The sequence below is a fragment of the Gordonia otitidis NBRC 100426 genome, from assembly GCF_000248075.1.
GTDB classification, from domain to species: Bacteria; Actinomycetota; Actinomycetes; order Mycobacteriales; family Mycobacteriaceae; genus Gordonia; species Gordonia otitidis.
Window position 1 is genome coordinate 73,011 of record NZ_BAFB01000170.1, and the last position, 23,210, is coordinate 96,220.

The 23,210-nt window shown below is 65.3% G+C and carries 23 protein-coding genes; 13 read left to right on the forward strand and 10 right to left on the reverse strand.

Annotated elements, in window-relative coordinates; translation table 11 throughout:
* The first annotated feature begins 102 nt into the window (after nucleotides 1-102).
* Nucleotides 103-885, forward strand: coding sequence for a crotonase/enoyl-CoA hydratase family protein (locus tag GOOTI_RS16805; RefSeq protein ID WP_007239813.1), 783 nt, complete (start codon nucleotides 103-105; stop codon nucleotides 883-885).
* Between the two features lie 111 nt (nucleotides 886-996).
* On the forward strand, nucleotides 997-2,457 hold the full coding sequence (locus tag GOOTI_RS16810; protein ID WP_007239814.1) for a cytochrome P450: 1,461 nt from the start codon (nucleotides 997-999) through the stop codon (nucleotides 2,455-2,457).
* A gap of 82 nt (nucleotides 2,458-2,539) precedes the next feature.
* On the opposite strand, the gene GOOTI_RS16815 is transcribed toward GOOTI_RS16810, so the two are convergent.
* Nucleotides 2,540-3,577 (reverse strand): LLM class F420-dependent oxidoreductase, encoded by a 1,038-nt coding sequence (locus GOOTI_RS16815; RefSeq protein WP_007239815.1) that lies wholly within the window; start codon nucleotides 3,575-3,577, stop codon nucleotides 2,540-2,542.
* 140 nt (nucleotides 3,578-3,717) lie between these two features.
* Here GOOTI_RS16815 and GOOTI_RS16820 point away from each other — a divergent pair, with 140 nt between their 5' ends.
* The 3 genes from GOOTI_RS16820 to GOOTI_RS16830 are packed head-to-tail and all read left to right on the forward strand — an operon-like array spanning nucleotide 3,718 to nucleotide 6,970.
* The gene (locus GOOTI_RS16820) at nucleotides 3,718-4,698 is read left to right on the forward strand and encodes a Zn-ribbon domain-containing OB-fold protein (RefSeq protein WP_007239816.1); all 981 of its coding nucleotides are present in this window, start codon (nucleotides 3,718-3,720) and stop codon (nucleotides 4,696-4,698) included.
* A gap of 29 nt (nucleotides 4,699-4,727) precedes the next feature.
* Nucleotides 4,728-5,792, forward strand: coding sequence for a thiolase family protein (locus GOOTI_RS16825; RefSeq protein ID WP_007239817.1), 1,065 nt, complete (start codon nucleotides 4,728-4,730; stop codon nucleotides 5,790-5,792).
* Nucleotides 5,792-6,970, forward strand: coding sequence for a thiolase family protein (locus GOOTI_RS16830; protein ID WP_007239818.1), 1,179 nt, complete (start codon nucleotides 5,792-5,794; stop codon nucleotides 6,968-6,970). The genes GOOTI_RS16825 and GOOTI_RS16830 overlap by 1 nt, the downstream gene beginning before the upstream one ends.
* A 113-nt stretch (nucleotides 6,971-7,083) precedes the next feature.
* Here the strand turns inward: GOOTI_RS16830 and GOOTI_RS16835 are convergent, their stop codons facing one another.
* From GOOTI_RS16835 to GOOTI_RS16850, 4 genes are all read right to left on the reverse strand, one after another.
* On the reverse strand, nucleotides 7,084-8,034 hold the full coding sequence (locus GOOTI_RS16835) for a type IV toxin-antitoxin system AbiEi family antitoxin (RefSeq protein ID WP_007239819.1): 951 nt from the start codon (nucleotides 8,032-8,034) through the stop codon (nucleotides 7,084-7,086).
* A 145-nt stretch (nucleotides 8,035-8,179) separates the two neighbouring features.
* Nucleotides 8,180-8,641: a nuclear transport factor 2 family protein gene (locus tag GOOTI_RS16840; RefSeq protein WP_007239820.1), complete on the reverse strand. Its 462-nt coding sequence runs from the start codon at nucleotides 8,639-8,641 to the stop codon at nucleotides 8,180-8,182.
* 3 nt (nucleotides 8,642-8,644) lie between these two features.
* Complete coding sequence (locus tag GOOTI_RS16845; protein WP_007239821.1) at nucleotides 8,645-9,871, reverse strand: cytochrome P450; 1,227 nt, start codon at nucleotides 9,869-9,871, stop codon at nucleotides 8,645-8,647.
* A gap of 190 nt (nucleotides 9,872-10,061) precedes the next feature.
* A complete protein-coding gene (locus GOOTI_RS16850) occupies nucleotides 10,062-10,628 on the reverse strand; it encodes a hypothetical protein (protein ID WP_007239822.1) in 567 nt (188 codons plus the stop codon).
* A gap of 210 nt (nucleotides 10,629-10,838) precedes the next feature.
* On the opposite strand from GOOTI_RS16850, the gene GOOTI_RS16855 reads away from it, so the two are divergent.
* Both GOOTI_RS16855 and GOOTI_RS16860 read left to right on the forward strand, forming a co-directional pair.
* A complete protein-coding gene (locus GOOTI_RS16855) occupies nucleotides 10,839-12,002 on the forward strand; it encodes a steroid 3-ketoacyl-CoA thiolase (RefSeq protein ID WP_007239823.1) in 1,164 nt (387 codons plus the stop codon).
* 34 nt (nucleotides 12,003-12,036) lie between these two features.
* Nucleotides 12,037-12,528: a nitroreductase family deazaflavin-dependent oxidoreductase gene (locus GOOTI_RS16860; RefSeq protein ID WP_007239824.1), complete on the forward strand. Its 492-nt coding sequence runs from the start codon at nucleotides 12,037-12,039 to the stop codon at nucleotides 12,526-12,528.
* A 30-nt stretch (nucleotides 12,529-12,558) separates the two neighbouring features.
* Here the strand turns inward: GOOTI_RS16860 and GOOTI_RS16865 are convergent, their stop codons facing one another.
* Nucleotides 12,559-13,179, reverse strand: a complete 621-nt coding sequence (locus GOOTI_RS16865) for a TetR/AcrR family transcriptional regulator (protein ID WP_007239825.1) — start codon at nucleotides 13,177-13,179, stop codon at nucleotides 12,559-12,561.
* A gap of 243 nt (nucleotides 13,180-13,422) precedes the next feature.
* Between GOOTI_RS16865 and GOOTI_RS16870 the strand changes: the two genes are divergently transcribed.
* Complete coding sequence (locus tag GOOTI_RS16870; RefSeq protein ID WP_007239826.1) at nucleotides 13,423-14,712, forward strand: cytochrome P450; 1,290 nt, start codon at nucleotides 13,423-13,425, stop codon at nucleotides 14,710-14,712.
* A 55-nt stretch (nucleotides 14,713-14,767) separates the two neighbouring features.
* Here GOOTI_RS16870 and fadD8 read toward each other — a convergent pair whose 3' ends face one another.
* Nucleotides 14,768-16,405: a fatty-acid--CoA ligase FadD8 gene (fadD8, locus tag GOOTI_RS16875; RefSeq protein ID WP_039994251.1), complete on the reverse strand. Its 1,638-nt coding sequence runs from the start codon at nucleotides 16,403-16,405 to the stop codon at nucleotides 14,768-14,770.
* Nucleotides 16,406-16,555: 150 nt separating this feature from the next.
* On the opposite strand from fadD8, the gene GOOTI_RS16880 reads away from it, so the two are divergent.
* Nucleotides 16,556-17,212 (forward strand): GNAT family N-acetyltransferase, encoded by a 657-nt coding sequence (locus GOOTI_RS16880; protein ID WP_007239828.1) that lies wholly within the window; start codon nucleotides 16,556-16,558, stop codon nucleotides 17,210-17,212.
* 106 nt (nucleotides 17,213-17,318) lie between these two features.
* Here GOOTI_RS16880 and GOOTI_RS16885 read toward each other — a convergent pair whose 3' ends face one another.
* From GOOTI_RS16885 to GOOTI_RS16895, 3 genes are all read right to left on the reverse strand, one after another.
* Nucleotides 17,319-17,714 carry a DUF8021 domain-containing protein gene (locus tag GOOTI_RS16885; RefSeq protein WP_007239829.1) on the reverse strand — a complete coding sequence of 132 codons (396 nt, stop codon included), beginning with the start codon at nucleotides 17,712-17,714 and terminating at the stop codon, nucleotides 17,319-17,321.
* Between the two features lie 81 nt (nucleotides 17,715-17,795).
* On the reverse strand, nucleotides 17,796-18,680 hold the full coding sequence (locus tag GOOTI_RS16890) for an SDR family oxidoreductase (RefSeq protein ID WP_039994264.1): 885 nt from the start codon (nucleotides 18,678-18,680) through the stop codon (nucleotides 17,796-17,798).
* A gap of 56 nt (nucleotides 18,681-18,736) precedes the next feature.
* Nucleotides 18,737-19,546, reverse strand: a complete 810-nt coding sequence (locus tag GOOTI_RS16895) for an SDR family oxidoreductase (protein ID WP_039994252.1) — start codon at nucleotides 19,544-19,546, stop codon at nucleotides 18,737-18,739.
* Between the two features lie 88 nt (nucleotides 19,547-19,634).
* Here GOOTI_RS16895 and GOOTI_RS16900 point away from each other — a divergent pair, with 88 nt between their 5' ends.
* Genes GOOTI_RS16900 through GOOTI_RS16915 form a run of 4 tightly spaced genes read left to right on the forward strand, consistent with a single transcriptional unit; the run spans nucleotide 19,635 to nucleotide 23,197 of the window.
* Nucleotides 19,635-20,405 carry an enoyl-CoA hydratase family protein gene (locus tag GOOTI_RS16900; RefSeq protein WP_007239832.1) on the forward strand — a complete coding sequence of 257 codons (771 nt, stop codon included), beginning with the start codon at nucleotides 19,635-19,637 and terminating at the stop codon, nucleotides 20,403-20,405.
* A gap of 1 nt (nucleotide 20,406) precedes the next feature.
* Nucleotides 20,407-21,348 carry a CoA transferase subunit A gene (locus GOOTI_RS16905; protein WP_007239833.1) on the forward strand — a complete coding sequence of 314 codons (942 nt, stop codon included), beginning with the start codon at nucleotides 20,407-20,409 and terminating at the stop codon, nucleotides 21,346-21,348.
* Entirely contained in the window at nucleotides 21,345-22,109 is a 765-nt protein-coding gene (locus GOOTI_RS16910; RefSeq protein ID WP_007239834.1) for a CoA-transferase subunit beta, read from the forward strand. The genes GOOTI_RS16905 and GOOTI_RS16910 overlap by 4 nt, the downstream gene beginning before the upstream one ends.
* Complete coding sequence (locus tag GOOTI_RS16915; RefSeq protein WP_007239835.1) at nucleotides 22,106-23,197, forward strand: NAD(P)H-dependent flavin oxidoreductase; 1,092 nt, start codon at nucleotides 22,106-22,108, stop codon at nucleotides 23,195-23,197. The genes GOOTI_RS16910 and GOOTI_RS16915 overlap by 4 nt, the downstream gene beginning before the upstream one ends.
* The last annotated feature ends 13 nt before the right edge of the window (nucleotides 23,198-23,210 follow it).

Sequence of the window (23,210 nt, forward strand, 5' to 3'; positions counted from 1 at the left end):
AATTAGAACGTGTTACTGTTTTCGGCAAGGCCTGATCACGTGTTCGACGCGCCGTGTCCGCCGTCGGAGGCAACGGGATCACAACGACCCCAAGGAGTACCGATGCCGGAGTGCCTCGTCGAGAAGCGCGGCCACGTTCTCATCGTGACCATGAACCGCCCGCAGGCCCGCAACGCGCTGTCGACCGAGATGATGGCGATCATGGAGGATGCCTGGGATCAGGTCGACGACGACCCCGACATCCGCGTCGCCATCCTGACCGGAGCCGGTGGCTATTTCTGCGCGGGCGCCGACCTCAAATCGATGAACGCCAAGCCCGCGGGCGACAAGTTCGCCGAGGGCGGCTGGGATCTCACCCGGATGCCCGCTTTGCTGAAGGGTCGTCGGCTCACCAAACCACTCATCGCAGCGGTCGAGGGTCCCGCCATCGCCGGCGGTACCGAGATCCTGCAGGGCACCGACATCCGCGTCGCAGGCGAGAGTGCGAAGTTCGGTGTGTCCGAAGCGAAGTGGGGATTGTTCCCGCTTGGCGGCAGTGCAGTGCGGCTGGTCCGCCAGATCCCGTACACGATCGCCGCCGACATCCTGCTCACCGGCAGACACATCACCGCGGCAGAGGCCAAGGAGTACGGCCTGATCGGTTACGTCGTCCCCGACGGTTCCGCACTCGACAAAGCACTCGAGATCGCCGACGTCATCGCGGCCAACGGTCCCCTCGCCGTGCAAGCGATACTCAGGACCATCCGTGACACCGAGGGCCTTCACGAGGAGGACGCATTCAAGATCGACGCCGACCTCGGCGCGCGCGTCTTCATGAGCAAAGACGCCAAGATCGGCCCCAGAGCGTTCGCCGCCAAGGAAAAGCCTGTCTTCACCGGCGAATGACCTCTCGGCGACAGCACCGAGTCTCACTCGCAGACCCAACCGGGGTCATCATTCGTCCACCTGGGGGCGCGGTTCGTTGACACCTCGAAGCACGCACGGCAGGGTCGTGACATGTCACGCCTGAGCGTCGAGAACAACTGGTCAGGTCAGCGCTTCCCCAGTCCCGGACGTCGCAGGCCACTGATCGGCGATCTCGGTGTCGCCGATCCGCGGCATCCGTTGCTGAGCATGCTGACGCTCGGCGCCGATCTCGGCCCGATCTACGAGATGCAGGTTTTCCGCCAGAAGTTCGTCTTCGTCGCATCAGCCGAACTCTCCGCTGAGCTCTGCGACGAAACGCGATTCTCCAAAGCACTTCCACCCGCGATCGAGGCGCTACGCGACTACGTGGGCGACGGCTTGTTCACCGCCCGCAACGACGAGTCCAATTGGCAACTCGCGCATGACCTCCTGATGCCCGCATTCACCAAGTCGGCGATGCGCTCCTATCACCCGATCATGCTCGAGACGGCGAACGAATTGTTCGACTACTGGGACCGGCTACCAGCCGACACCTCGGGAGCGACGACCGTCGACGTGACACGGGACATGACGAAACTGACCATGGAAACGTTGAGCCGCGCAGCGTTCAGCCACGACTTCGGGTCGTTCACCTCCGCACAGCAGCACCCGTTCGTCGGCGCCATGATCCGCGCATTGGAGACCGGTCGCCGTAAGGGCGCGCTGCGCACCGCACCTGGCGGCCGTTACCTCACGGCGCTTCTCGACCGCCCCAACGCGCAGACCCAGAACTACGTCGACGCACTACTCGACGACCTCATCGCCGAACGAGAGCACACCACCGATCAGCACGATTTACTCGGGATCATGCTCAACGTCGCCCACCCCGAAACCGGTGAACGCCTGTCGCCGTTGAACATCCGCCACCAGATCCTCACCTTCCTCGTGGCAGGACACGAAACGACCTCGGGTGCTCTGTCGTTCACGCTGCACTACCTGTCCCAGCACCCCCACTGTCTCGCTCAGGCCCAACGCGAGGCCGACGACGCACTCGGTCACGACCCGACGTCGATGCCGACGTTCGAGCAGGTGCCTCGTTTCCGCTACATCCGTCGCGCGCTCGACGAGGCGTTGCGCATCTGGCCGACGGTTCCCGCGTTCGCGCGCAGCCCACGATCGACGACGACGCTCGGCCGCCGCTACCGGATGACGCCGGACGACTGGGCCGTCATCGTCCTCGCCCAGGTCCATCGCGACCCCGCCGTCTGGGACGATCCCGACACCTACGATCCGGATCGCTTCCTGCCCGAGAACGTCAGGAAGCGCCCTGCACACACCTACAAGCCGTTCGGCAACGGCGTGCGCGCCTGCATCGGAAGGCAATTCGCGCTCCACGAAGCCGTGCTCGTGCTGGCGAGCCTGTTGCACCGCTACGAGATCGCACCCGATCCCGACTACCGGCTCCGCGTCGACGAACGACTCACGATGGTGCCGAAAGACTTTCAGCTCACGCTGACGCCACGGCGCGTGCCCGCGCAGACGTCCCGGGAGCGTCGCGTCAGCCAGCCCTGACCCACTCCCCGTCGGCCCCACTCCCCCATCGGCCCCACTCCTCGTCAGCCCCACTCCTCGTCAGCGACGTTGCACAGACGCCTCACACCAGCGTCGCGAGTTCACGGATCGTCCCGGCGTCGCGCGTGGTCACCATCAGCATCGACACACCCGCGGATTCCCACTGCTTGATCTGTTCGCGCACCTCGTCGGCCGTACCGACGATCATCGTCTCGCGCACCATCTCGTCGGGAACCGCGGCGAGTGCCTCTTCTTTGCGTCCGGCGAGGAACAGCGCGCCGATCTCGTCGACGACGTCGCCGTACCCCATTCGCCGGTACAACTCGGCGTGGAAGTTCTTCTCCTTGGCGCCCATCCCGCCCACGTACAGCGCGGTCGCGGGTCGATATGCGTCGATCGCTGCGTCGACATCGTCGGTGATCTCCACCTGCACGGTCGCCGCGACCTCGAAGTCGTCCCGTGTCCGACGCGCCCCGGGACGCGCGAATCCCTCCGCCAGCCACGACTCGTACTGATCGGCGAGCGAGAGGCTGTAGAAGATGGCGAGCCAACCGTCGGCGATCTCCGCGGTCTGCGCGACATTCTTGGGCCCCTCCGCGCCCAACCAGATCGGGATGTCGGCGCGCAGCGGATGGGTGATCGGCTTGAGCGACTTACCCAGCCCTGTCGCGCCCGGCGCGTCGGCGGGATAGGGCAACGGGTAGTGCGGGCCTGCGCTGCGGACACGATCTGCCCGCGCCAGCACGTCACGCACGATCTGCACGTATTCTCTTGTGCGCGCGAGAGGTTTGCCGAATGGCTGCCCGTACCACCCTTCGACGACCTGCGGACCTGACACGCCGAGTCCGATGATGTGCCGTCCCGCCGAGAGATGGTCAAGGGTCAGCGCGTGCATCGCCAGCGAGGTCGGCGGACGTGCCGACAACTGGGCGACGGCGGTACCCAGACGTATCCGCGACGTCGACGCTCCCCACCAGGCGAGCGGGGTGTAGGCGTCCGACCCCCACGACTCGGCGGTGAACACCGCGTCGAACCCTGAGTCTTCTGCCGCAGCGATGAGCCCCGGAGCGTCGTCGATGGGTCCAGCTCCCCAATATCCCAGTTGCAGCGCGAGTTTCACCGGTCGACCTCTTCCCTGTCGCCGCCGCGACCACCACCGCGGTCACAGCCTTGTGCCCCAATACTAGAACGTGTTCTACTCGAAGTGTGAGCAGCATCGACACTTCTCCCGACGCGACCGCCTCGAGTCCCGTTGTCAGCGTGCCCGATCCCGGGGCCACCATCCTGACCGCCGAGCTGAGCAACACGTTCGCCTACACGCGGTCGCTCGGACCGGTGTTGAGCCAGTTCGCACTCGGCCTGCGCGACGGCCGCATAGTGGGCTCACGCTCGTCCGACGGGACCGTCTCGGTGCCGCCGATCGAATTCGACGCCGCGTCGGGCGCGCCGATCTCCGAGGTCGTCGACGTCGCACCCGTCGGCACGGTCACCACCTGGTCGTGGAATCCCGAGCACATCGACGGACAGCCCGTGGAAGCACCGTTCGCGTGGGCGCTGATCCGCCTCGACGGCGCGGATTCCGCGCTGCTGCACGCGGTCGAGGTGTCCAGTGCATCGGAGATGTCGACCGGAATGCGCGTGCACGCCGTCTGGCGCGCAGCGCGGAGCGGTCGCATTGACGACATCGCCTACTTCGCGCCCGGCGAGACCGCCGAACCCGCGGAGCGCAACACCGCCGAGAATCCGGACGGCGAACAGGTCATCATCACCACACCGATCACCACGACGATCACCCATTCGGCCACCGAGGAGGAATCCCGCTACCTCGAAGGCCTCAAGGCGGGCAAGCTCATCGGCACGCGCATCGGGTCGGGAGTCGACGCCGGTCGCGTCTACTTCCCGCCACGGTCGGTGAGCCCCGCCGACGGTGCGCCCGCGGTCGAACACGTCGAACTCCCCGACACCGGGATCGTCACCACGTTCTGCATCGTGAACGTCCCGTTCCAGGGCCAGCGGATCAAGCCTCCCTACGTCGCCGCATACGTACTCCTCGACGGCTCCGACATCCCATTCCTGCACCTCATCCTCGACTGCCCCGCCGACGAGGTCCGAATGGGGATGCGTGTCGAGGCCGTCTGGGTACCAGAAGACGAGCGCGAACTGTCCATGGGCTCGATCAGTCACTTCCGGCCGACCGGTGAGCCCGACGCCGAGTACGACAGCTACCGCGAGTTCCTCTGACCCGCGATCTCTACCTCCAGGAGCACCACGTGACCTTCCCCCGCATCGCGATCGTCGGGTTCGCCCACAGTCCCAACATCGTCGGCACACACGGCACCACCAACGGCGTCGAGATGCTGATCCCCTGCTTCACCAAGCTCTATGCCGAGCTCGGCATCTCGCGCACAGACATCGAGTTCTGGTGCAGCGGTTCGTCGGACTACCTCGCCGGACGTGCCTTCTCGTTCATCTCGGCCATCGACTCGATCGGCGCGATGCCGCCGATCAACGAATCGCATGTCGAGATGGACGGTGCGTGGGCACTGTACGAGGCATGGGTGAAGATCGCCAGCGGCGAGGTCGACCTCGCCCTGGCCTACGGTTTCGGCAAATCCTCAGCGGGAGACAGCAATCGAACACTGTCGATGCAGACCGATCCGTACACCGTCGCGCCACTGTGGCCCGGTGACCGATCCCTTGCCGGATTGCAGGCGCGTGCGGGCCTCGACTCGGGCACGTGGACCGAGGCCGACATGGCGGCCGTGGCGGCACGGACAACCGGCTCGTCGGTCGAGGAACTGCTCGCAACCGACTACGTCGCCGATCCCCTTCGCGCGCATGACATCGCACCATTCACCGATGCAGCCGCCGCGGTGATCATAGCCAGTGAGCGGCGCGCCAGGGAGCTCGTCGCCAATCCCGCGTTCGTCACCGGCTGGGATCACCGCATCGACAGCGCGAACTTCGGCGCGCGGGATCTGACCATCTCGCCATCGACCGCGCTGGCCGCCGACACCGCATTCGGAGACAGGACACGCGCCGTAGACGTCGCCGAGATCGCAGCGCCGTACACGCACCAGGAGATCATCGTGCGCAACGCGCTCGGCATCCCCGCCTCGGTGCGGATCAATCCGTCCGGTGGTCTGCTGACGGGCAACTCGTTGTTCAGCGGCGGGTTGCAGCGCATCGGGTATGCGGCTCACGAGATCCTCACGGGCAATGCGCACACGGCACTCGCGCACGCGACGAGCGGACCTCTGCTGCAGCAGAACATGGTGGTCACGCTGCAGAGTGATTCGAACAGCGGGGATTCGAACGTGGGAGACGAGAACTGATGGCACACAACAACCGTGCGGCGGTCCTGGGCACCGGACAAACCAAGTACGTCGCCAAGCGACACGACGTCACGATGGCAGGCATGTGCCGCGAGGCGATGGACGCTGCGCTCGCCGACGCGGGTGTGGGCATCGACGACATCGACGCGATCGTCATCGGAAAGGCGCCGGACCTCTTCGAGGGTGCGATGATGCCCGAACTCGCGATGGCCGACGCCCTCGGTGCCGTCGGCAAGCGGATGATCCGCGTTCACACAGCAGGGTCGGTGGGCGGCTCGACCGCCAACGTCGCCGCCTCGTTGGTGTTCGCCGGTGTGCACAAGCGTGTGCTCGCCATTGCATGGGAAAAGCAGTCGGAGTCGAATGCCATGTGGGCACTGTCGCTTCCGGTTCCGTTCACCAAACCGGTCGGCGCGGGCGCGGGAGGCTTCTTCGCACCGCACGTGCGTTCGTACATCCGACAGTCCGGCGCTCCCGAACACATCGGCGCGATGGTCGCCACCAAGGATCGACGCAACGGTGCCCGGAATCCGTTGGCACACCTTCATCAACCCGACATCACGGTCGACAGCGTGATGGCCTCACAGATGCTCTGGGACCCCATCCGCTATGACGAGACCTGCCCGTCGTCCGACGGCGCGTGCGCCGTGGTGATCGGCGACGAACAGGTCGCCGACGCCGCTGTCGCCGACGGCCATCCGGTCGCCTGGGTGCATGCCACCGCCATGCGCACCGAACCCCTGTTCTTCGCGCACCGCAACACCGTCAACCCGCAGGCCAGCCGCGACGCCGCAGCGGCACTCTGGAAGTCGGCAGGCATCGACAACCCGATCGACGAGGTCGACGTCGCAGAGGTCTACGTCCCGTTCTCATGGTTCGAGCCCATGTGGCTCGAGAGTCTCGGCTTCGCCCCGGAGGGCGAGGGTTGGAAACTGACCGAGGCCGGCGAGACCGAGATCGGCGGCCGCATACCGTTCAACCCGTCGGGCGGGGTGCTGTCGTCCAATCCGATCGGGGCGTCGGGCATGATCCGCTTCGCCGAGGCTGCGATCCAGGTGATGGGTAAGGCCGGTGACCATCAGGTCGCCGGCGCCCGCAAGGCACTCGGCCACGCATACGGCGGTGGGGCGCAGTACTACTCGATGTGGCTCGTCGGCGCCGACAAGCCGTCGAGCTAGCCGGGCCGCGCGCTAGCGACCCGGCGCGCGGCTACCTCATCTGTACACAGCTACCTTCTGCACCGTCGAAGGTAGCTGCACACAGGTCAGGTAGCTGCACGGAGCGCACCCGGTCAAGCCGCGCGCCGACCGAGCATGCGCATGACCCGCTCGGCCAGCACCGCCGGTTCGTCGAGGTCGCGCCAGCCCCACCGCAGCAGCGCGTGCCCGGTCTCGACGACCCCGTCGGCGCGTGCCTTCTCGCCGATCAGCGCACGCCGTATCTCGTCCGGGTCGTCGCCGTACTTCTTGTTCCCATCGGCCTCGCCGCAGAGGCGTCCGTCGCGCCAGTACAGGTCGACGCGTGCTAGGAAACGCCCTTGCGCGTCGTAGATGTTCACCTGCAGTTCCGGTTCCGGCACGCCGGCGTCGACCAGTTCGACGCGGCTGCGGGTCTCCAGCACTGACTCCGCCTTGCCGTCACACCGACCGATCACCCGGATCGCCTCAGCCCGCCCACGCATTCCGGTCAACAGGTCCAGCTCGTTCTGCAGATCTTCGACGGTGCACAGTCCTGCATGCAGGGCAGCGTCACCCACCGCGATGGCGGGTATCCGTGCGGACGTCCGGGCGATGTCGACGACTGTGCGGGCCGGGGAGACGACCAGCACGCCATCGACGTCGACCAGAGCAGGCGGCCGGGTGTCGGTCATCAGTCGGGTGCGTGAGGTCGTGCGCGTACCAGGCGTACGCCCGCTGTCGGCGATGGACACCCGCGATGTGTCGAGACCCCAGACCGGCAGCCCCAGTACTGCGCCGGCGGACGAGAGAGCCAGCGCGCGAGTGTGTTTCGCGTCGCGCACCTCGGGACTGCGTGCGTCGCGCCGTATCGCGGCCAGCGCACGGTGGCGGTGTCGTTGCTCGGGAGTGTCTTCCGTGAGTAGTTCCCGGGGAATCACCACTCCGGGCGCCAGCGCCACGAGTGCTCCGACCTCGACCGCACGTCGAATTTCACGGTCGACATAACCAGCCGCGAGGAGTTCGGCGCGATTGACCGCACCCGTGATGCCATGGAAGTGGACCATGCACGTTGTGACGCACACAGCGGCGGATCGGTTCCACGAAGAATCCGCACCTCATCTGTCACCAGCTACCTTCGGAACCGCCGAAGGTGAAGTGCAACAGACGAGGTGCGGATCTCGACGTCAGGTCAGGAAACATGTCCCGGAGTCAGGCCGGCCGCACAGAGTTGATCGTCTTCTCGACCTCCCAGAAGGCCCGCAGCGCCGACAGTTTGCCGTCGTCGTCGGCGCGATAGGTGAACACGCCGTGCGCCTCCGACACATGGCCCGCGATGTGCGTCACGATCTTCCCGACGTAGGCGACCTCGTTGCCGCAGATGATCTCGTCGTCGAAGACGAACTCGATACTCTCGGTGGTCCCGATCGACAGATCCCAGAACTGCGAGATACGTTCTCGGCCTTGGAATCCAACCCCTCGTTCGTCGAACATCGACGGCCCGACCGGATCCTCGACCTTCGCGTCCGGCGCGAAGTTGTCAAGCCACGCCTGCTTGTCCCGAGCCGCGACCGCCTCCCGCGATCGGCGACCCGCCACGACGGCGGGGTGGTTCTCCCGGTCGATCCCCAGGTATGCGGGTTGACTCGAATCCTGTTGGGCGGCAGTGCTCATCGATTAACGTGTTCCATAGTCGACCTGCAGTTCCTTCACTCCGTTGATCCATCCGTGCCGGAGTCTGCGTGGCTCGTTCAGCCGCGAGATGTCGGGCACCAGATCGGCGATGGCATTGAACATCAGGTTGATCTCCATGCGGGCGAGATTGGCGCCGACACAGAAGTGCGCTCCGTTGCCACCGAATCCGACGTGCGGGTTGGGATCGCGCAGGATATTGAACGAGAACGGATCGTCGAAGACGTCTTCGTCGTAATTGGCCGAACCGTAGAACAGTCCGACGCGCTCCCCCTGCTTGATGTCGATGCCGCCCACCTGGGTATCGCGCTTGGCGGTGCGCTGGAAGCAGTTCACCGGCGTCGCCCAACGGACGATCTCGTCGACCGCGGTCGCCGGGCGCTGCGCCTTGAACAGCTCCCACTGCTCGGGATGTTCGAGGAAGGCGTTCATGCCGTGGCTGATCGCATTACGCGTTGTCTCGTTGCCGGCGACGGTGAGCAGGATGAAGAAGAATCCGAACTCGGCCTCGTCGAGGTGCTGGCCGTCGATGTCGGCGTTGACCAGCGTGCTGACGATGTCGTCGACAGGACATTTCCGACGCTCTTCGGCCATGTTGTAGCCATAGCCGAGGATCTCGGCCGAGGCCACCTGCGGATCGACTGCAGCGAACTCCGGGTCGTCGTAGTTCATCATGTTGTTCGACCACTCGAACAGCTTCGTGCGATCGGTCTCGGGAACCCCGAGCAGATCCGCGATCGCCAGAAGCGGGAGGTCGACGGCGACGTCGTGCACGAAGTCGCCGGTGCCCCTGTCTGCCGCCTGCTGCACGATGGCGCGGGCCGCGTCGTCGAGCTTCTCCTCCAGCGCCTGCACCGCGCGAGGCGTGAACGCCTTCGAGATCACCTTCCGCAGGCGCGTGTGCTCCGGCGGATCGTGATTGATCAGCAGCGCCTTGGTGACGTCGAGCTGGTCCTGCGGCATCTCGTCGTCGAAGCGCATGATGACGCCGTTGGTCGACGTCGCCCAGTCCTCGTTGTTCTTGGAGATTTCGCGGACGTGCGCGTGCTTCGAGACGACCCAGTAACCCCCGTCGTGGAATCCGCCGCCCTTACCAGGGAGCTGGGCGTTCCACCACACCGGGGCGGTCTTGCGCAGCGCCGCGAATTCGGCGACAGGGATGCCCTTCTCGAGCAGGTCGGGATTGGTGAAATCCCACCCCTCCTGATGCATGAAGGGACATGATGCTGTTGGTGAGGATGACGTCTGGTCGGCCCCCACGCCGTCGGTCTGGATCACGGAAATACCACCCTGTTCTCAGCGTTGTGCAACCAGAGACGCGAACGTGTTCACGTCTCACTAGCGCTCACTGTACACACACTATCGCGTCAAAACAGGAACTCGTTCTACTTTTCCGTCGAAGCTACTTCCGATAGTCGATCTTCGGCGGCGCACCGGGAGCCGGCGGCTGCGCGCCGAGTGGCGACGGACCGCCGCCATACCCGGACGACGGGCCCCGCGGCGACGACTGCGGGTGGCCCACATACGGCTGGTGGTGCGGATACTGCGATGGACGAGGCTGTCCCGCTTGCGGGTACTGCCCGGGCTGTTGGGGATAGTGCGGCGAGTGGGGTTGCCCCGCCTGCGGATACGGTTGCGGTGGGATGCCCGCGCCGACAACGGTCGCTGGGTGCGGACCGCCGTTGGCACGACGTCGTCCCGTCCGCCTCGCGTTCACAGCAATCCAGATCCCGCCACCGATCAGGGCCGCGGCCCCGCCTCCGAGCATGGAGTAGTTCCCCGTCCGATTCTCCGATCGCGTCTGCTCCAAGTCGGTTTCCCTACCGCTCTTCATCTCGACGCACCGATCACCCGAACTCATCGTCTGCCCGCCGCAGGTGACATCCGTCGAGCTGAGCCCCGAGATCCCGAGCGCGAGCAACACGACGCCCAAGACAGTGGTGAGAATCGAGTAGATCCAGTCCTTCACATCACGCCCTTCCTCTGTGCGTCGAGCTCCGACGCCTCCCGAACCAACCGTCCGAGCTAATCACGCCGCTCCGTGCGCACGTAGCGTGACCTATCCGCTCGAATGACCCGTTCTCGACGGCATCGGGACCAGAACGAGGCCCGACATGGACATAAACGAGAACATGTTCTACTTTCATGCGAGAGCAGTCGAGCGCGAAAGGTGACGGACATGGGTGTGCCGGTAATCGTCGAAGCAGTGCGAACCCCCATCGGCAAGAGGGCAGGTTGGCTGTCGGGCCTCCATGCAGAAGAACTTCTCGGTCTCACGCAGCGCGGACTCATCGAGAAGGCGGGAATCGACGCGGCGCTCGTCGAGCAGGCCATCGGCGGGTGCGTGACCCAGGCAGGCGCGCAGTCGGGAAACATCACCCGCAAGGCATGGCTGTCGGCCGGGCTTCCCGAGCAGACCGGCGCCACGACCGTCGACTGTCAGTGCGGCTCCGCGCAACAGGCCAATAATCTGATCGCAGGACTGATCGCCACCGACACCATCGACGTCGGGATCGCCTGCGGCGTCGAACTGATGTCGCAGACACCCCTCGGCGCCAACATCGGAGTCGACGCCGGTCCGTACCACGCGGAATCGTGGAGCGTCGAGATGCCCAATCAGTTCGAGGCCGCCGAGCGCATCGCCACTCGACGCGGGATCACGCGCGCCGATGTCGACGCCCTCGGCGTGCGGAGTCAGCAACGCGCCCGACAGGCGTGGGACGAACACCGATTCGACCGTGAAGTGCTGAGCCTCAAAGCACCCGAGCGCACCAAAGACGGCACAGTGACCGGCAACATCATCGACGTCACACGCGATCAGGGCCTGCGCGACACCACACCGGAAACACTCGCGGCACTCAAGCCGGTGATCGATGGGGGAATCCACACCGCGGGCACCTCCTCCCAGATCTCCGACGGCGCGGCCGCGGTCTTGCTGATGGACGAGACGAAGGCCCGTGAACTCGGCCTGCGACCGCGCGCCCGGCTGCGCACCACGGCCCTCGTGGGTTCCGAGCCGTACTACCATCTCGACGGCCCGGTACAGGCCACCGATCGCGTGCTGAGCAAAGCCGGAATGTCGTTGTCCGACATCGATATCGTCGAGATCAATGAGGCATTCGCCTCTGTCGTGCTGAGCTGGGCCCAGGTGTACGACGCCGACATGGACAAGGTGAATGTCAACGGCGGCGCCATCGCACTCGGCCACCCCGTGGGCAGCACCGGCTCACGTCTGCTGACCACCGCACTTCACGAACTCGAACGACGCGACGCGGAGACGGCACTCGTCACAATGTGCGCGGGCGGAGCACTCGCGACCGCAACCATCCTCGAACGCATCTGAGCGCTCGCGACCACGAGAGCAAAGGTAACTGCCGATGAGAGCCGAATCCCGGCCGGCCCAACTCGATTCCCCGGTGGTGGCCAGGGCCATCAAGATCGGCTCCCGACTCAACACGAAGCTGTACCAGGTCACCGGCGGCCGACTCGGACGCAAGTGGCGGGTCGGCGCCGGGCTGCGCAAACCCGTCGACGTCTGCCTCCTGACCACCGTCGGACGTAAATCCGGACAGCCACGCACCGTCCCGCTGCTCTACCTTCGTGACGATGGCCGGATCATCGTGGTCGCCTCGCAGGGCGGGCTCGCCTCACATCCAGCGTGGTATCTCAATATCCGCGACAACCCCGATGTCTCCATCCAGATCGGTTCCACGACAGCCGAGTACACCGCCGCAACTGCGAATGACACCGAGCGCGAGCAACTCTGGCCACGACTGACGCAGCTGTACAGCGATTTCGACACCTACCAGGCGTGGACCAACCGCACGATCCCGGTGGTCATCTGCACACCGCGCTCGCGACAGCCGTAAAAGCTCGCGCGGACCGCCGTGTCGGGCACGTCAACGAGGTACGCCGACCGGTGCGGGCAACGCGCGGATCGCCGCACCCACCCACGCGTCGAGAAAGGCGCGACGCTGTGCGGGCGACCGTCCATCCCCATGATCGAGCACCATGGATTGCAACGTCCGCACGACGATTTCGGCGATCACGTCCGTATCGGCTGAACTGTAACCGCGAGCTGTCCAGTCCACATCCATGCGTTCGATTATCGATCGTGCGAATCCGCGACCGGCCTCCGACGTCACCTCACCCACCGCGAACAGGCTCATGCTGTCTGCACTGAACAGCAATCCGACGTAACGATCGTCGGGCAGTTCGTCGAGCACCGCACCGATTCCGTCCACGACGGCGGCGTCAGGTTCACGAATCCCCTTGATGCGGGCTGCAATTCGTTCGAGAAAGTCTCCGACCGCGTCGAACGCGGTTGCCTGCAGCAGCGCCTCGGTGCTCGGGAAATACCGGTAGACGGTCTGACGAGTCACTCCGAGGGTTCGGGCGACGTCGCTGATCGTCGTGGAGACGCCGTGTTCGTCGATCGCCGAACGCGCGGCAGCCAGTATCCGTGCGGTCGCCTCTGCGTCGTCGACCGGAACACTTCCGCCCCAGCCGTGTGTGCGCATCGCGCGACCGCCTCTCGCTCGCTCCGGTGACCGTGTCGACCGGTGTGTCACCGGCTTTCATCAGGGCAGACGCTATCACGACGCCACGCGCGGGCGGCGGCACCGGCGGCTGCGATTTCGTCGGCGAATCGACCATACAATTACGCATTGGATGTATGGTGGAGTGGTGTCGGACACACACCGACGAGCGCCTTTCGCAGCAATGTGTGCGGAGACGCGGAATCCGTCCGCGAATGAGGAGATATGACAGCGATCTCAACTGATGCCACGTGTCCGTTCGGCAAGGGCTTCGATTTCACCAACCCCGACGTGCTCGAGGCCGGTCTGCCCATCACCGAGTTCGCCCACCTGCGCAAGACGGCGCCTGTCTGGTGGAATGAGCAGCCGATCGGCACATCTGGATTCACCGACGGAGGCTACTGGGTCATCTCCCGACACAAGGATGTTCGCGAGATCTCGAAGAACAACCAGGTGTGCTCGGCCAACGCCAAGGGCGCGGTGATTCGGCTACCCGACTACATCACCCCCGACCAGATCGAGTTCACCAAAGCTCTTCTCATCAATCACGATCCGCCGGAGCACACACGTCTGCGCAAGATCGTGTCCCGATTGTTCACCCCGAGGGCCGTCGGCTCGTTGGAGGAGAACCTACGTGAGTCCGCACGGAAGATCGTCGAGGCGGCCGCCGACAAGGACTCGGGCAACTTCGTCGACGACGTGTCGATTCACCTCCCACTGCAGGCGATTCTGGATCTGATCGGTGTGCCGACAGCCGACCGCCCACGCATCCACGAGCTCGTCGACGCGATCATCAACAGCGACGATCCCGACCACACGATCGATCCGGCGATGGCCAATGCCGAACTGCTCGGTTACGCCTACTCCATGGCCGAGGAGCGCCGACGCAATCCCACCGACGACATCGTGACGACGTTGGTCGAAGCGGATATCGACGGGGATTCGCTCTCCGACATCGAGTTCGGCTTCTTCTTCATCCTCCTGATCACCGCGGGAAACGAGACGACCCGCAACGCGACCAGTCACGGCATGAACGCCTTCCTCTCCAATCCCGACCAGTGGGAGCTGTTCAAAACCGAGCGTCCGCGGACCACTGTCGACGAGGTGTTGCGCTTCTCCAGCCCGGTCAATGCCTTTCAGCGAACCGCGAAGGTGGACACGAGCATCGAGGGAGTCGACATCGCAGCAGGCCAACGTGTCGGGCTGTTCTACGGCTCCGCCAACTACGACGAGGACGTCTTCGACGAGCCCTTCACGTTCAATATCCTGCGAGACCCCAATCCGCACCTGGCCTTCGGTGGCAGCGGGGCTCACTTCTGCATCGGCGCCAACCTCGCCCGCCTGGAACTGAACCTGAGCCTCGACGCGATCGCCGACGTCCTGCCCGATATCGAGAAGATCGGTGAACTCCGTCGCGTACGGTCCGGCTGGCTCAACGGGGTCAAAGAGTTTCCCGTGCGCTACGGCGCAGCGTCAGCGGGGCTCACCGGCGAGGGCTGTCCGGTCGCGCACTGACCGGACGCGGCCTCCGCAGTGTCGGCCTCCGCAGTGTCAGCCTCCGCAGTGTCGCCTACCCTACGCCGCGCTCCGCCGATGCCCAGAACTGCGCCCGTAGTGCCTTCTTGTCGGGCTTGCCGAGTCCGGTCAGCGGCAACGATTCCGCGAAGATGACCTCTTTGGGTGACTGCACCGCTCCCTTGCGCTGCTTCACCGCGTCCTGGATCTCCGCGGTGATCCGCTGTCTGTCGTCATCGTTCGCCTCGACGTCGCTGCGCAGTACCACCACAGCCGTCACCGCCTCACCCCACTTCTCGTGCGGCACCCCGATGACGCCGACCTGCCCGACCGACGGATGCTCTGCGACAACGTCTTCCACCTCGCGCGGGAACACGTTGAAGCCACCGGTGACGATCATGTCCTTGGTGCGGTCGACGATGTACCAGTATCCGTCGGCGTCCTCGCGTGCGACGTCTCCGGTACGCAGCCAGCCGTCGCGGAAGGTCTCGGCGGTCTGGTCGGGCAGTCCCCAATACCCCGCTGCCAGAAGTGGTCCGGCAACACAGATCTCACCGGGCTCGCCCTGCGCGACCGGCTTGTCGTCGGGTCCCAACAGAGCCGTGTGCAGAAACGACGACGGTCGGCCGCAACTCGACAATCGCCGCGGATCGTCGCCCGGCTTCGGGTGCTCGTCTTTTGCCAGGTAGCTGATGACCATGGGCGCTTCGGACTGGCCGTAGTATTGCGCGAAAATCGGCCCGAAACGTTCGATGGCCTCAGCCAGCCGCACCGGATTGATCGGCGAGGCACCGTAATACACGGTTTCCAAGGACGAGAGATCGCGCGTGCGGGAATCAGGGTGGTCCATCAGGGCGTAGAGCATCGACGGGACGAGCATCGTCGCACTGATCTTCTCCTCCTCGATGGTCCGCAGCACCTCGGCCGGGTCGAACTTGCTCAGCACCACCATCGAGCCGCCCTTCATGAGCGTCGGGAGGAAGAAGGCAGCACCCGCGTGCGACAGCGGCGTACACATCAGGAATCGCGGCCGCGTCGGCCATTCCCACTCCGAGAGCTGGATCTGCGTCATCGTGGTCATGGCGCGCACGGTGCCGATCACGCCCTTGGGTTTGCCGGTGGTGCCACCGGTGTACGTGATCGACATGACGTGGTCGGGCGAGAGTTCCGCGGCGGTCAGCTCGGTCGCGTCGTAGCCTGCTGCTTCGGCGACGATGTCGCGGCCGACGTCGGACAGCGCTTCGGGTACGGGCCCGAGTGTGAAGATCTGCTTGAGAACATCGACGCGTTCCATGAGCGCGACAGCACGTTCGACGAACATCGGGACCGGGTCGATGACGAGAGTGGTCACCCCGGCATCGGACAACACGTACGCGTGGTCGTCGAGCGATCCGAGTGGGTGCAGCGCGGTGCGGCGCCACCCCTGCGTCTGACCCGCACCGATGACGAAGAGCACTTCGGGACGATTGAGCGCGAGCAGACCGACCGATGATCCCGTACCGGAGCCGAGCCCTTCGAAAGCCTGCACATATCGGCTGATCTCGTCGGCCATCTGTGCCCCGGTGAGTGTGGTGTCGCCGAGTTCGAGCACCTTGCCCGACGCGTTCTTCGCCAACGCCGCAACGAGAAGATCTCCCATATGGGCCGCTCCCCGCAGGTGATCGATTTCGGTGTCAGAATTCTCAGATGCCATAGCGTAAGACTAGGACGTGTTCTACATCGACGGAAGACGATCGATGGAAATATCAGCTCCTACGTGCGTATTTCATCCACGATGAGCCGACATGTGTCGCTAGAACACGTTCCATGTCGTACCGGCCGGTAGCTGATTAGGATCGACGGTATGACTGATGTGGACCTGGCAACCGAGCGTCGCGACATCGCCGACGCACTCCTCACCGCTCTCGACCGACGACACGAGGTGCTCGACGCCATCGTCGACGCCGACGATCACGCCCAAGCCGTGTCCGCGATCGCCGACCTCCTCGGCAAATCGCAGATCGGGGCCTCGGCGATCCTCGACATGAAACTCGATCAACTCACCAAGGACGAACGTCGCAGGAATCAGACCGAACTCGACGACCTGAACCACCAGCTCACCTTCACGCTCGCCGAACGCCCCGCGAGCAGCGGCGACACCGTGACTCTGCGCGCGTTCTCCCCCACCGACGACGCCGAACTGTTCGCAGAGCGCACGCGTGAACTCGGGGTGGCAGGCGACGGCTCGGGCCAGCCCGCCCGCGAGATCGACCAGGAGATCGCACAGGCCGCAGGCCGTGTCGACGAGGAAGAGGCCGCCTGGCTCGTCGTGACCGACGGCGACGACAAGGTCGGGTTCGTGTTCGGTGAACTCACCGACGGCGAGGTCGACGTACGCGTGTGGATTCACCCGGACTTCCGCAAGCAGGGCTACGCCACCGCCGCCATGCGCAAGGCGCGCTCGGAGATGGCGGGCTATTTCCCCGGAGTGCCGATGGTGGTGCGAGCACCTGGCGTCTGATCTCACCACGCACAAAGACGACGGGACCGACTTCGCCGAGTCGGTCCCGTCGTCGTGTGTATGCCCCGGCCTTCGATGCCCCGCTCCGGTTCCTGCGCTCGAAAATTCAGCGGCGCCGCGGAAGCCCGAAGCGCGCGACTATGGTTCGAATCCGGAACTCGTCGTCGATCAGGAACGACTCGCTCACCGGCGCCCACAGACCGAGTGCCCTGGGGACCACGTGTACCCGATACTTCGTCGAGACCGTGTGGCCTTCGACGGTCGCCGTGAATCCGCTGACCCGATGGATGAGGCGGAACTGCGGGCCACGCGCGAGGCTTCGGGCAATGTGGCTGCCGCTTCTCCCGGTCTTGATCCCCATCTCCACACGTGTGCAGTCCGGATGGAGGTTGACACCCGACGGATCGTGACTCACCAGCGCATCGACATATGCCCGTGCAGCTGCTATCCGTTGGCCGCCAACGGAATCGCCGTCACCACTCGCAGATGCGGGATCGCTCATCGTGTCCTTCTCGTCATCTCGCCCTGTGTCTCATTTCGCCCGGTGTCTCATTTCGCCCTATACCTCATCGCGCCCTGTACCTCATCGCACCCCGTACACGGGCACCGGAGGGGGTGTCTTGGCCAGTAGATCGTCGACGACCGGCGTCAGTTCGGCAGGCTCCCACCGCGCACCCTTGTCGATCGACGCGGCGCGCTGCCAACCGTCGACGACGGTGATCTTTCCGCCCTCGATCTCGAAGACCCGTCCCGTGACGTTCGACGACTCGACCGACCCGAGCCACACGACCAGTGCCGAGATGTTCGCGGGGTCCATCGCGTCGAACGAACCGTCGTCGGGCGCGGCCATCTGCGCCGCCATCGCTGCGCCCGCCCCGAGTGTCATCTGCGTGCGCGCCGACGGCGCGATCGCGTTGACCGTCACGCCGTAGGCCGCCAGCTCTGCTGCCGCCTGGATCGTGAGCTCCGCGATGCCAGCCTTGGCCGCCGAATAGTTGCCCTGCCCGACCGACCCGAAAAGCCCTGCCCCAGAAGACGTGTTGATCACGCGCGCCTGCCGCGCCGAGCCCGCCTTGGACTGCGCCCGCCAGTACGCTGCCGCGTGCCTGAGCCCGACGAAGTGCCCCTTGAGGTGAACACGGACGACGGCATCCCACTCGTCCTCCGACATCGCGACGAGCATCCGGTCGCGCACGAATCCTGCGTTGTTGACCAGGATGTCGAGGCCGCCGAACTCGTCGAGTGCGGTCTGCACCATTGCGGCACCTGCATCCCAATCGGCAACGTCACCGACGGACACCACCGCGCGGCCACCGCTCGAGGTGATCTCGTCCACGACCGCCGATGCCGCGTCCTGCGCGTAGTCGTTCACCACGACTGCGGCACCATCGGCGGCGAACGCCAACGCGTGAGCACGCCCGATCCCCTGACCGGCTCCCGTGACGATCGCCACGCGATCGCTGTTCATCGGATGTCCGTTGTCGCTCACCACAGTCCTCTCGGTAGTTGCTGATTCTGGTTGGCTCACAGCCCGTTCCCCGCATTCGCCGCGTCGAGGAAGGCAGGTCTCTCACCGCCGCCGTGAACGGTGAGGGTCGAGCCGGTGATGTAGGCGGCCAGCGGCGACAACAAGAACGCCACCGCGTTACCGACATCCTCCGGCGTGGCCATCCGCCCCATCGGGATGGTGCGTCCCACAGCCGCCACCCCGTCGGCATCGCCATAATGCAGCTGCGCCAGTTCCGTTTGCACGGGTCCCGCGACCACGGAGTTGATCCGTACGCGCGGTGCCCATTCGACGGCAAGCGACGAGGTCACGTTGTCCAATCCCGCCTTCGCCGCGCCGTAGGCCGATGTGCCCGGCGACGGTCGGTGGCCACTCACACTCGAGACGTTGACGATGACGCCGCCCGACTCCTGCTGCTGCATCACCGCGTTCGCGGCACGTGCAACCATCAACGGCGCAAGCAGATTCAGCTCGATGATCTTGCCCGCGAACGTCGATGACGCGTCGGCAGCGAGGGCGAACGGCGAACCCCCCGCATTGTTCACCACACCGTCGAGCGTCCCATGCGTGTCGACGATCCGCTCGACCATCGCCGCCACGCCCGCCTCGTCGCGCACGTCGCACGCGATGAACTCGCCGAGCGCCTCGGCGTCGTCGGTCGGGTTGCGGGCGCAGATCACCGGAATGGCACCGAGGTCGCTCAGGACCCGTGTGATGCCGAGACCGACACCCCGCGCACCACCGGTGACGAGCACGACCCTTTTCTCCAACCCGACATTCATCTCCACTCGGGGGTCGTGACCTGTGACCTGTGACCGCGAGCTCATGGGTGCTACCCTACCAAACAACCAAGCATTTGCTTGGTACGTGTTGGCTGCTGAGAAAACGGGATCACTCCCGAGAGGAGGACATGGCGTGCCGATCACCAGTACGCGCTCGGCAAGTGGTGTCACGACCACCACCGTCGACTACCCACCGGTCAACGCGCTGCCCTCGGCCGCGTGGTTCGAATTGGCCGAGACGATCCTCGCAGCGGGCAACGATCCCGACACCCACGCGGTGGTGTTGCGGGCGGAAGGTCGGGGATTCAATGCGGGCGTCGACATCAAGGAGATGCAGGCAACCGAGGGTTTCGATGCACTGATCGGCGCCAACCACGGCTGCGCGGCCGCATTCTCCGCGGTCTACGACTGCAAGGTGCCGGTTGTCGTTGCCGTCAACGGGTTCTGCGTCGGGGGCGGAATCGGCCTGGTGGGCAACGCCGACGTGATCGTCGCGTCCGAGGGCGCCGTCTTCGGACTGCCGGAGGTCGACCGCGGCGCGCTCGGGGCGGCGACACATCTCGCCCGGCTCGTCCCGCAGCACATGATGCGCACGCTCTACTACACAGCGAGCAACGTCACCGCAGAACAGCTGCTGCACTTCGGATCGGTCTACAAGGTCGTCCCCGCGGACGAACTCGACGCGACCGCAACAGATGTGGCCGAGCAGATCGCAGCCAAGGACACCAGAGTCATCCGCGCCGCGAAGGCAGCGATCAACCACATCGATCCCGTCGACGTGAAAGCCAGCTACCGCCTCGAGCAGGGATACACCTTCGAACTCAATCTGGCCGGTGTCGCCGACGAGCACCGCGACGCTTTCGTCGCGACCGGAAAGCCGAAGACAACGCAGGGGAGCCGCTGACATGGCCGACGGCCACACACCGACCGACAAGACCGCCACACTCGACGAGGTCATCGGCGAACTCCGCGACGGTATGACCGTCGGCATCGGCGGATGGGGCTCGCGGCGAAAGCCCATGGCACTCGTCCGAGCTCTCGCCCGCTCCGATGTCAAGGACCTCACCATCGTCAGCTACGGCGGCCCCGACCTCGGAGTGCTCTGTGCCGCGGAGAAAGTGCGACGCGCCTACTACGGCTTCGTCTCACTGGACTCGGCGCCTTTCTACGATCCGTGGTTCTCGACGGCGCGCACAAGTGGCGCAATCGAATCCAGGGAGATGGACGAGGGCATGGTGAAGAGCGGACTGCAGGCTGCCGCTGCACGCCTGCCCTTCCTACCGACCAGGGCTGGTCTCGGCTCCTCGGTGCCCGATTTCTGGGAAGGTGAACTCAAGACCGTCACCTCTCCCTATCCGGACCCTGACGGCCGCACCCAGACCCTGATCGCCATGCCTGCGTTACGCCTCGACGCCGCATTCGTCCATCTCGACCTCGCCGACTCCCGTGGCAATGCGGCCTATACCGGCGTCGATCCGTACATGGACGACCTCTTCTGCGCCGCGGCCGATCGCCGCTACGTCGAGACCGACCAGCTCGTCGACACCGAGGTGTTGGTCAAAACCGTTCCGACGCAGCGCCTCCTGCTCAACAGGATGATGGTCGACAAGGTGGTTCACACGCCCAACGGCGCACACTTCACGTTCGCGGGAACAGCGAGCGAGGCGAGCGGGCCGAACGCGACGAGCGATTACGTGCGCGATGAACGGTTCCAGCGTTTCTACGTCGAGTCCGCCAAGGACCCCGAGCAGTGGTCGGCCTTCCGACGTCGTTTCCTCGACGTCGACGAGGAGACGTATCAGCGCGAGGTCGAGGCCTGGCGCAGCGAGCAGGAGGATTCGAAGTGACAACTGCGGCAACAGATACCGTTATCACACGCGCAGAGTTCTGCGTCGTCGCGTGCGCCGAGATCTTCCGCGACGCCGGCGAGATCATGGCATCGCCGATGGCCCCCGTGCCGCTACTCGGCGCCCGACTGGCACGGCTGACCTTCTCCCCTGATCTGCTGATCACCGACGGTGAGGCACTGATCCTCGCCGACACACCGCCGATCGGGAAGTCGGGAGCCATCGAGGGATGGATGCCGTTCTCCAAGGTGTTCGACGTCGTGGCGTCGGGTCGGCGCCATGTGGTGATGGGTGCCAACCAGATCGACCGCCACGGCAACCAGAACCTCTCGGCATTCGGCCCGCTGCAACACCCCACACGCCAGATGTTCGGTGTGCGTGGGGCGCCCGGCAACACCATCAACCACCCGACGAGCTACTGGGTACCCCGACATTCGGCCCGCGTGTTCTGCGAGACGGTCGACGTTGTCAGCGGAATCGGCTACGACAAGGTCGATCCCGACAATCCGGCTTTCGACGACCTCGACATCCGACGCGTCGTCACCAACCTCGGGGTCTTCGACTTCGGTGGCCCCGACCACACGATGCGGGCGCTGTCGCTGCATCCAGGCGTCGACGTCGACGAGGTCGCCGAGAACACGTCGTTCGAGGTCGCCGGACTTGCCGAAGCACCGCCCACCAGACCGCCGTCTGAGACCGAACTCGGGATCATCCGAGACGTTCTCGATCCCAAAGGCGTTCGTGATCGGGAGGTCAGATGAGCTCGACGGCCCGTGCCGCTGCACTGCCGACCCGGTTCACCGAGCTCGTCGGCGTCGAGTACCCCATTGTGCAGACCGGCATGGGCTGGGTGTCGGGCCCGTCGTTGACCTCGGCGACGTCGAATGCCGGAGGGCTCGGCATCCTTGCGTCGGCGACGATGACCTACGACGAGCTGGCCGCCGCGGTTGCGAAGACGAAGTCGTTGACCGACAAGCCCTTCGGGGTGAACATCCGCGCCGACGCCACCGATGCCCGCGAACGCATCGACCTGCTGATCCGCGAGGGGGTGCGGGTCGCGTCGTTCGCGTTGGCACCGAAGAAGGAGCTGATCGCCAAGCTCAAGGACAACGGCGTGGTGGTCATCCCGTCGATCGGGGCGGCGAAACACGCGGTGAAGGTTGCCTCGTGGGGCGCGGATGCGGTGATCGTGCAGGGCGGCGAGGGCGGCGGACACACGGGACCCGTCGCGACGACGCTGTTGCTTCCGTCGGTACTGGATGCGTTGCGCAACAGCGGCTCCGACATGCCCGTCGTCGCGGCGGGAGGGTTCTTCGACGGCCGTGGTCTCGCCGCGGCACTCGCGTACGGAGCCGAGGGTGTCGCGATGGGCACGCGCTTCCTGCTGACCTCGGATTCGGCCGTCCCCGACGCGGTGAAACAGGAGTATCTTTCGCGCACGCTGAACGACACCGTCGTCTCGGTGAAGGTCGACGGTATGCCGCATCGCGTGCTGCGCACACCACTGGTCGAGGCGCTCGAGAGCGGTAGTCCGATCCGCGCGCTGTACGCCGCGGCACGGAATGCCAACGAGTTCAAGCGGTTGACCGGCATGAAGTGGACCACGATGCTGCGCGACGGCCGTACGATGCGTAGGTCGGGTGAACGTACGTGGCAACAGATCATCATGGCAGGCAATACCCCGATGCTCTTGCGGGCGGGCCTGGTCGACGGTGACACGCGCGCAGGTGTTCTCGCCTCCGGTCAGGTGGTGGGGATGATCGATGATCTGCCGACGTGCGACGCGCTCGTGCAGTCGATCATGCACCAGACACACGAGCGGCTGAAGGCACTCGGCACACTGGGCTGAGTACCGCGATCAG

Coding starts and splice junctions, on each gene's coding strand:
- GOOTI_RS16885 (WP_007239829.1), bottom strand. CDS start 17,714: ATGAGCGATCCCGCATCTGCGAGTGGTGACGGCGATTCCGTTGGCGGC.
- GOOTI_RS16870 (WP_007239826.1), top strand. CDS start 13,423: ATGACAGCGATCTCAACTGATGCCACGTGTCCGTTCGGCAAGGGCTTC.
- GOOTI_RS16810 (WP_007239814.1), top strand. CDS start 997: ATGTCACGCCTGAGCGTCGAGAACAACTGGTCAGGTCAGCGCTTCCCC.
- GOOTI_RS16830 (WP_007239818.1), top strand. CDS start 5,792: ATGGCACACAACAACCGTGCGGCGGTCCTGGGCACCGGACAAACCAAG.
- GOOTI_RS16840 (WP_007239820.1), bottom strand. CDS start 8,641: ATGAGCACTGCCGCCCAACAGGATTCGAGTCAACCCGCATACCTGGGG.
- GOOTI_RS16915 (WP_007239835.1), top strand. CDS start 22,106: ATGAGCTCGACGGCCCGTGCCGCTGCACTGCCGACCCGGTTCACCGAG.
- GOOTI_RS16835 (WP_007239819.1), bottom strand. CDS start 8,034: ATGGTCCACTTCCATGGCATCACGGGTGCGGTCAATCGCGCCGAACTC.
- GOOTI_RS16895 (WP_039994252.1), bottom strand. CDS start 19,546: ATGAGCTCGCGGTCACAGGTCACAGGTCACGACCCCCGAGTGGAGATG.
- GOOTI_RS16845 (WP_007239821.1), bottom strand. CDS start 9,871: ATGCATCAGGAGGGGTGGGATTTCACCAATCCCGACCTGCTCGAGAAG.
- GOOTI_RS16855 (WP_007239823.1), top strand. CDS start 10,839: ATGGGTGTGCCGGTAATCGTCGAAGCAGTGCGAACCCCCATCGGCAAG.
- GOOTI_RS16865 (WP_007239825.1), bottom strand. CDS start 13,179: ATGCGCACACACGGCTGGGGCGGAAGTGTTCCGGTCGACGACGCAGAG.
- GOOTI_RS16890 (WP_039994264.1), bottom strand. CDS start 18,680: ATGAACAGCGATCGCGTGGCGATCGTCACGGGAGCCGGTCAGGGGATC.
- GOOTI_RS16860 (WP_007239824.1), top strand. CDS start 12,037: ATGAGAGCCGAATCCCGGCCGGCCCAACTCGATTCCCCGGTGGTGGCC.
- GOOTI_RS16805 (WP_007239813.1), top strand. CDS start 103: ATGCCGGAGTGCCTCGTCGAGAAGCGCGGCCACGTTCTCATCGTGACC.
- fadD8 (WP_039994251.1), bottom strand. CDS start 16,405: ATGGCATCTGAGAATTCTGACACCGAAATCGATCACCTGCGGGGAGCG.
- GOOTI_RS16905 (WP_007239833.1), top strand. CDS start 20,407: ATGGCCGACGGCCACACACCGACCGACAAGACCGCCACACTCGACGAG.
- GOOTI_RS16880 (WP_007239828.1), top strand. CDS start 16,556: ATGACTGATGTGGACCTGGCAACCGAGCGTCGCGACATCGCCGACGCA.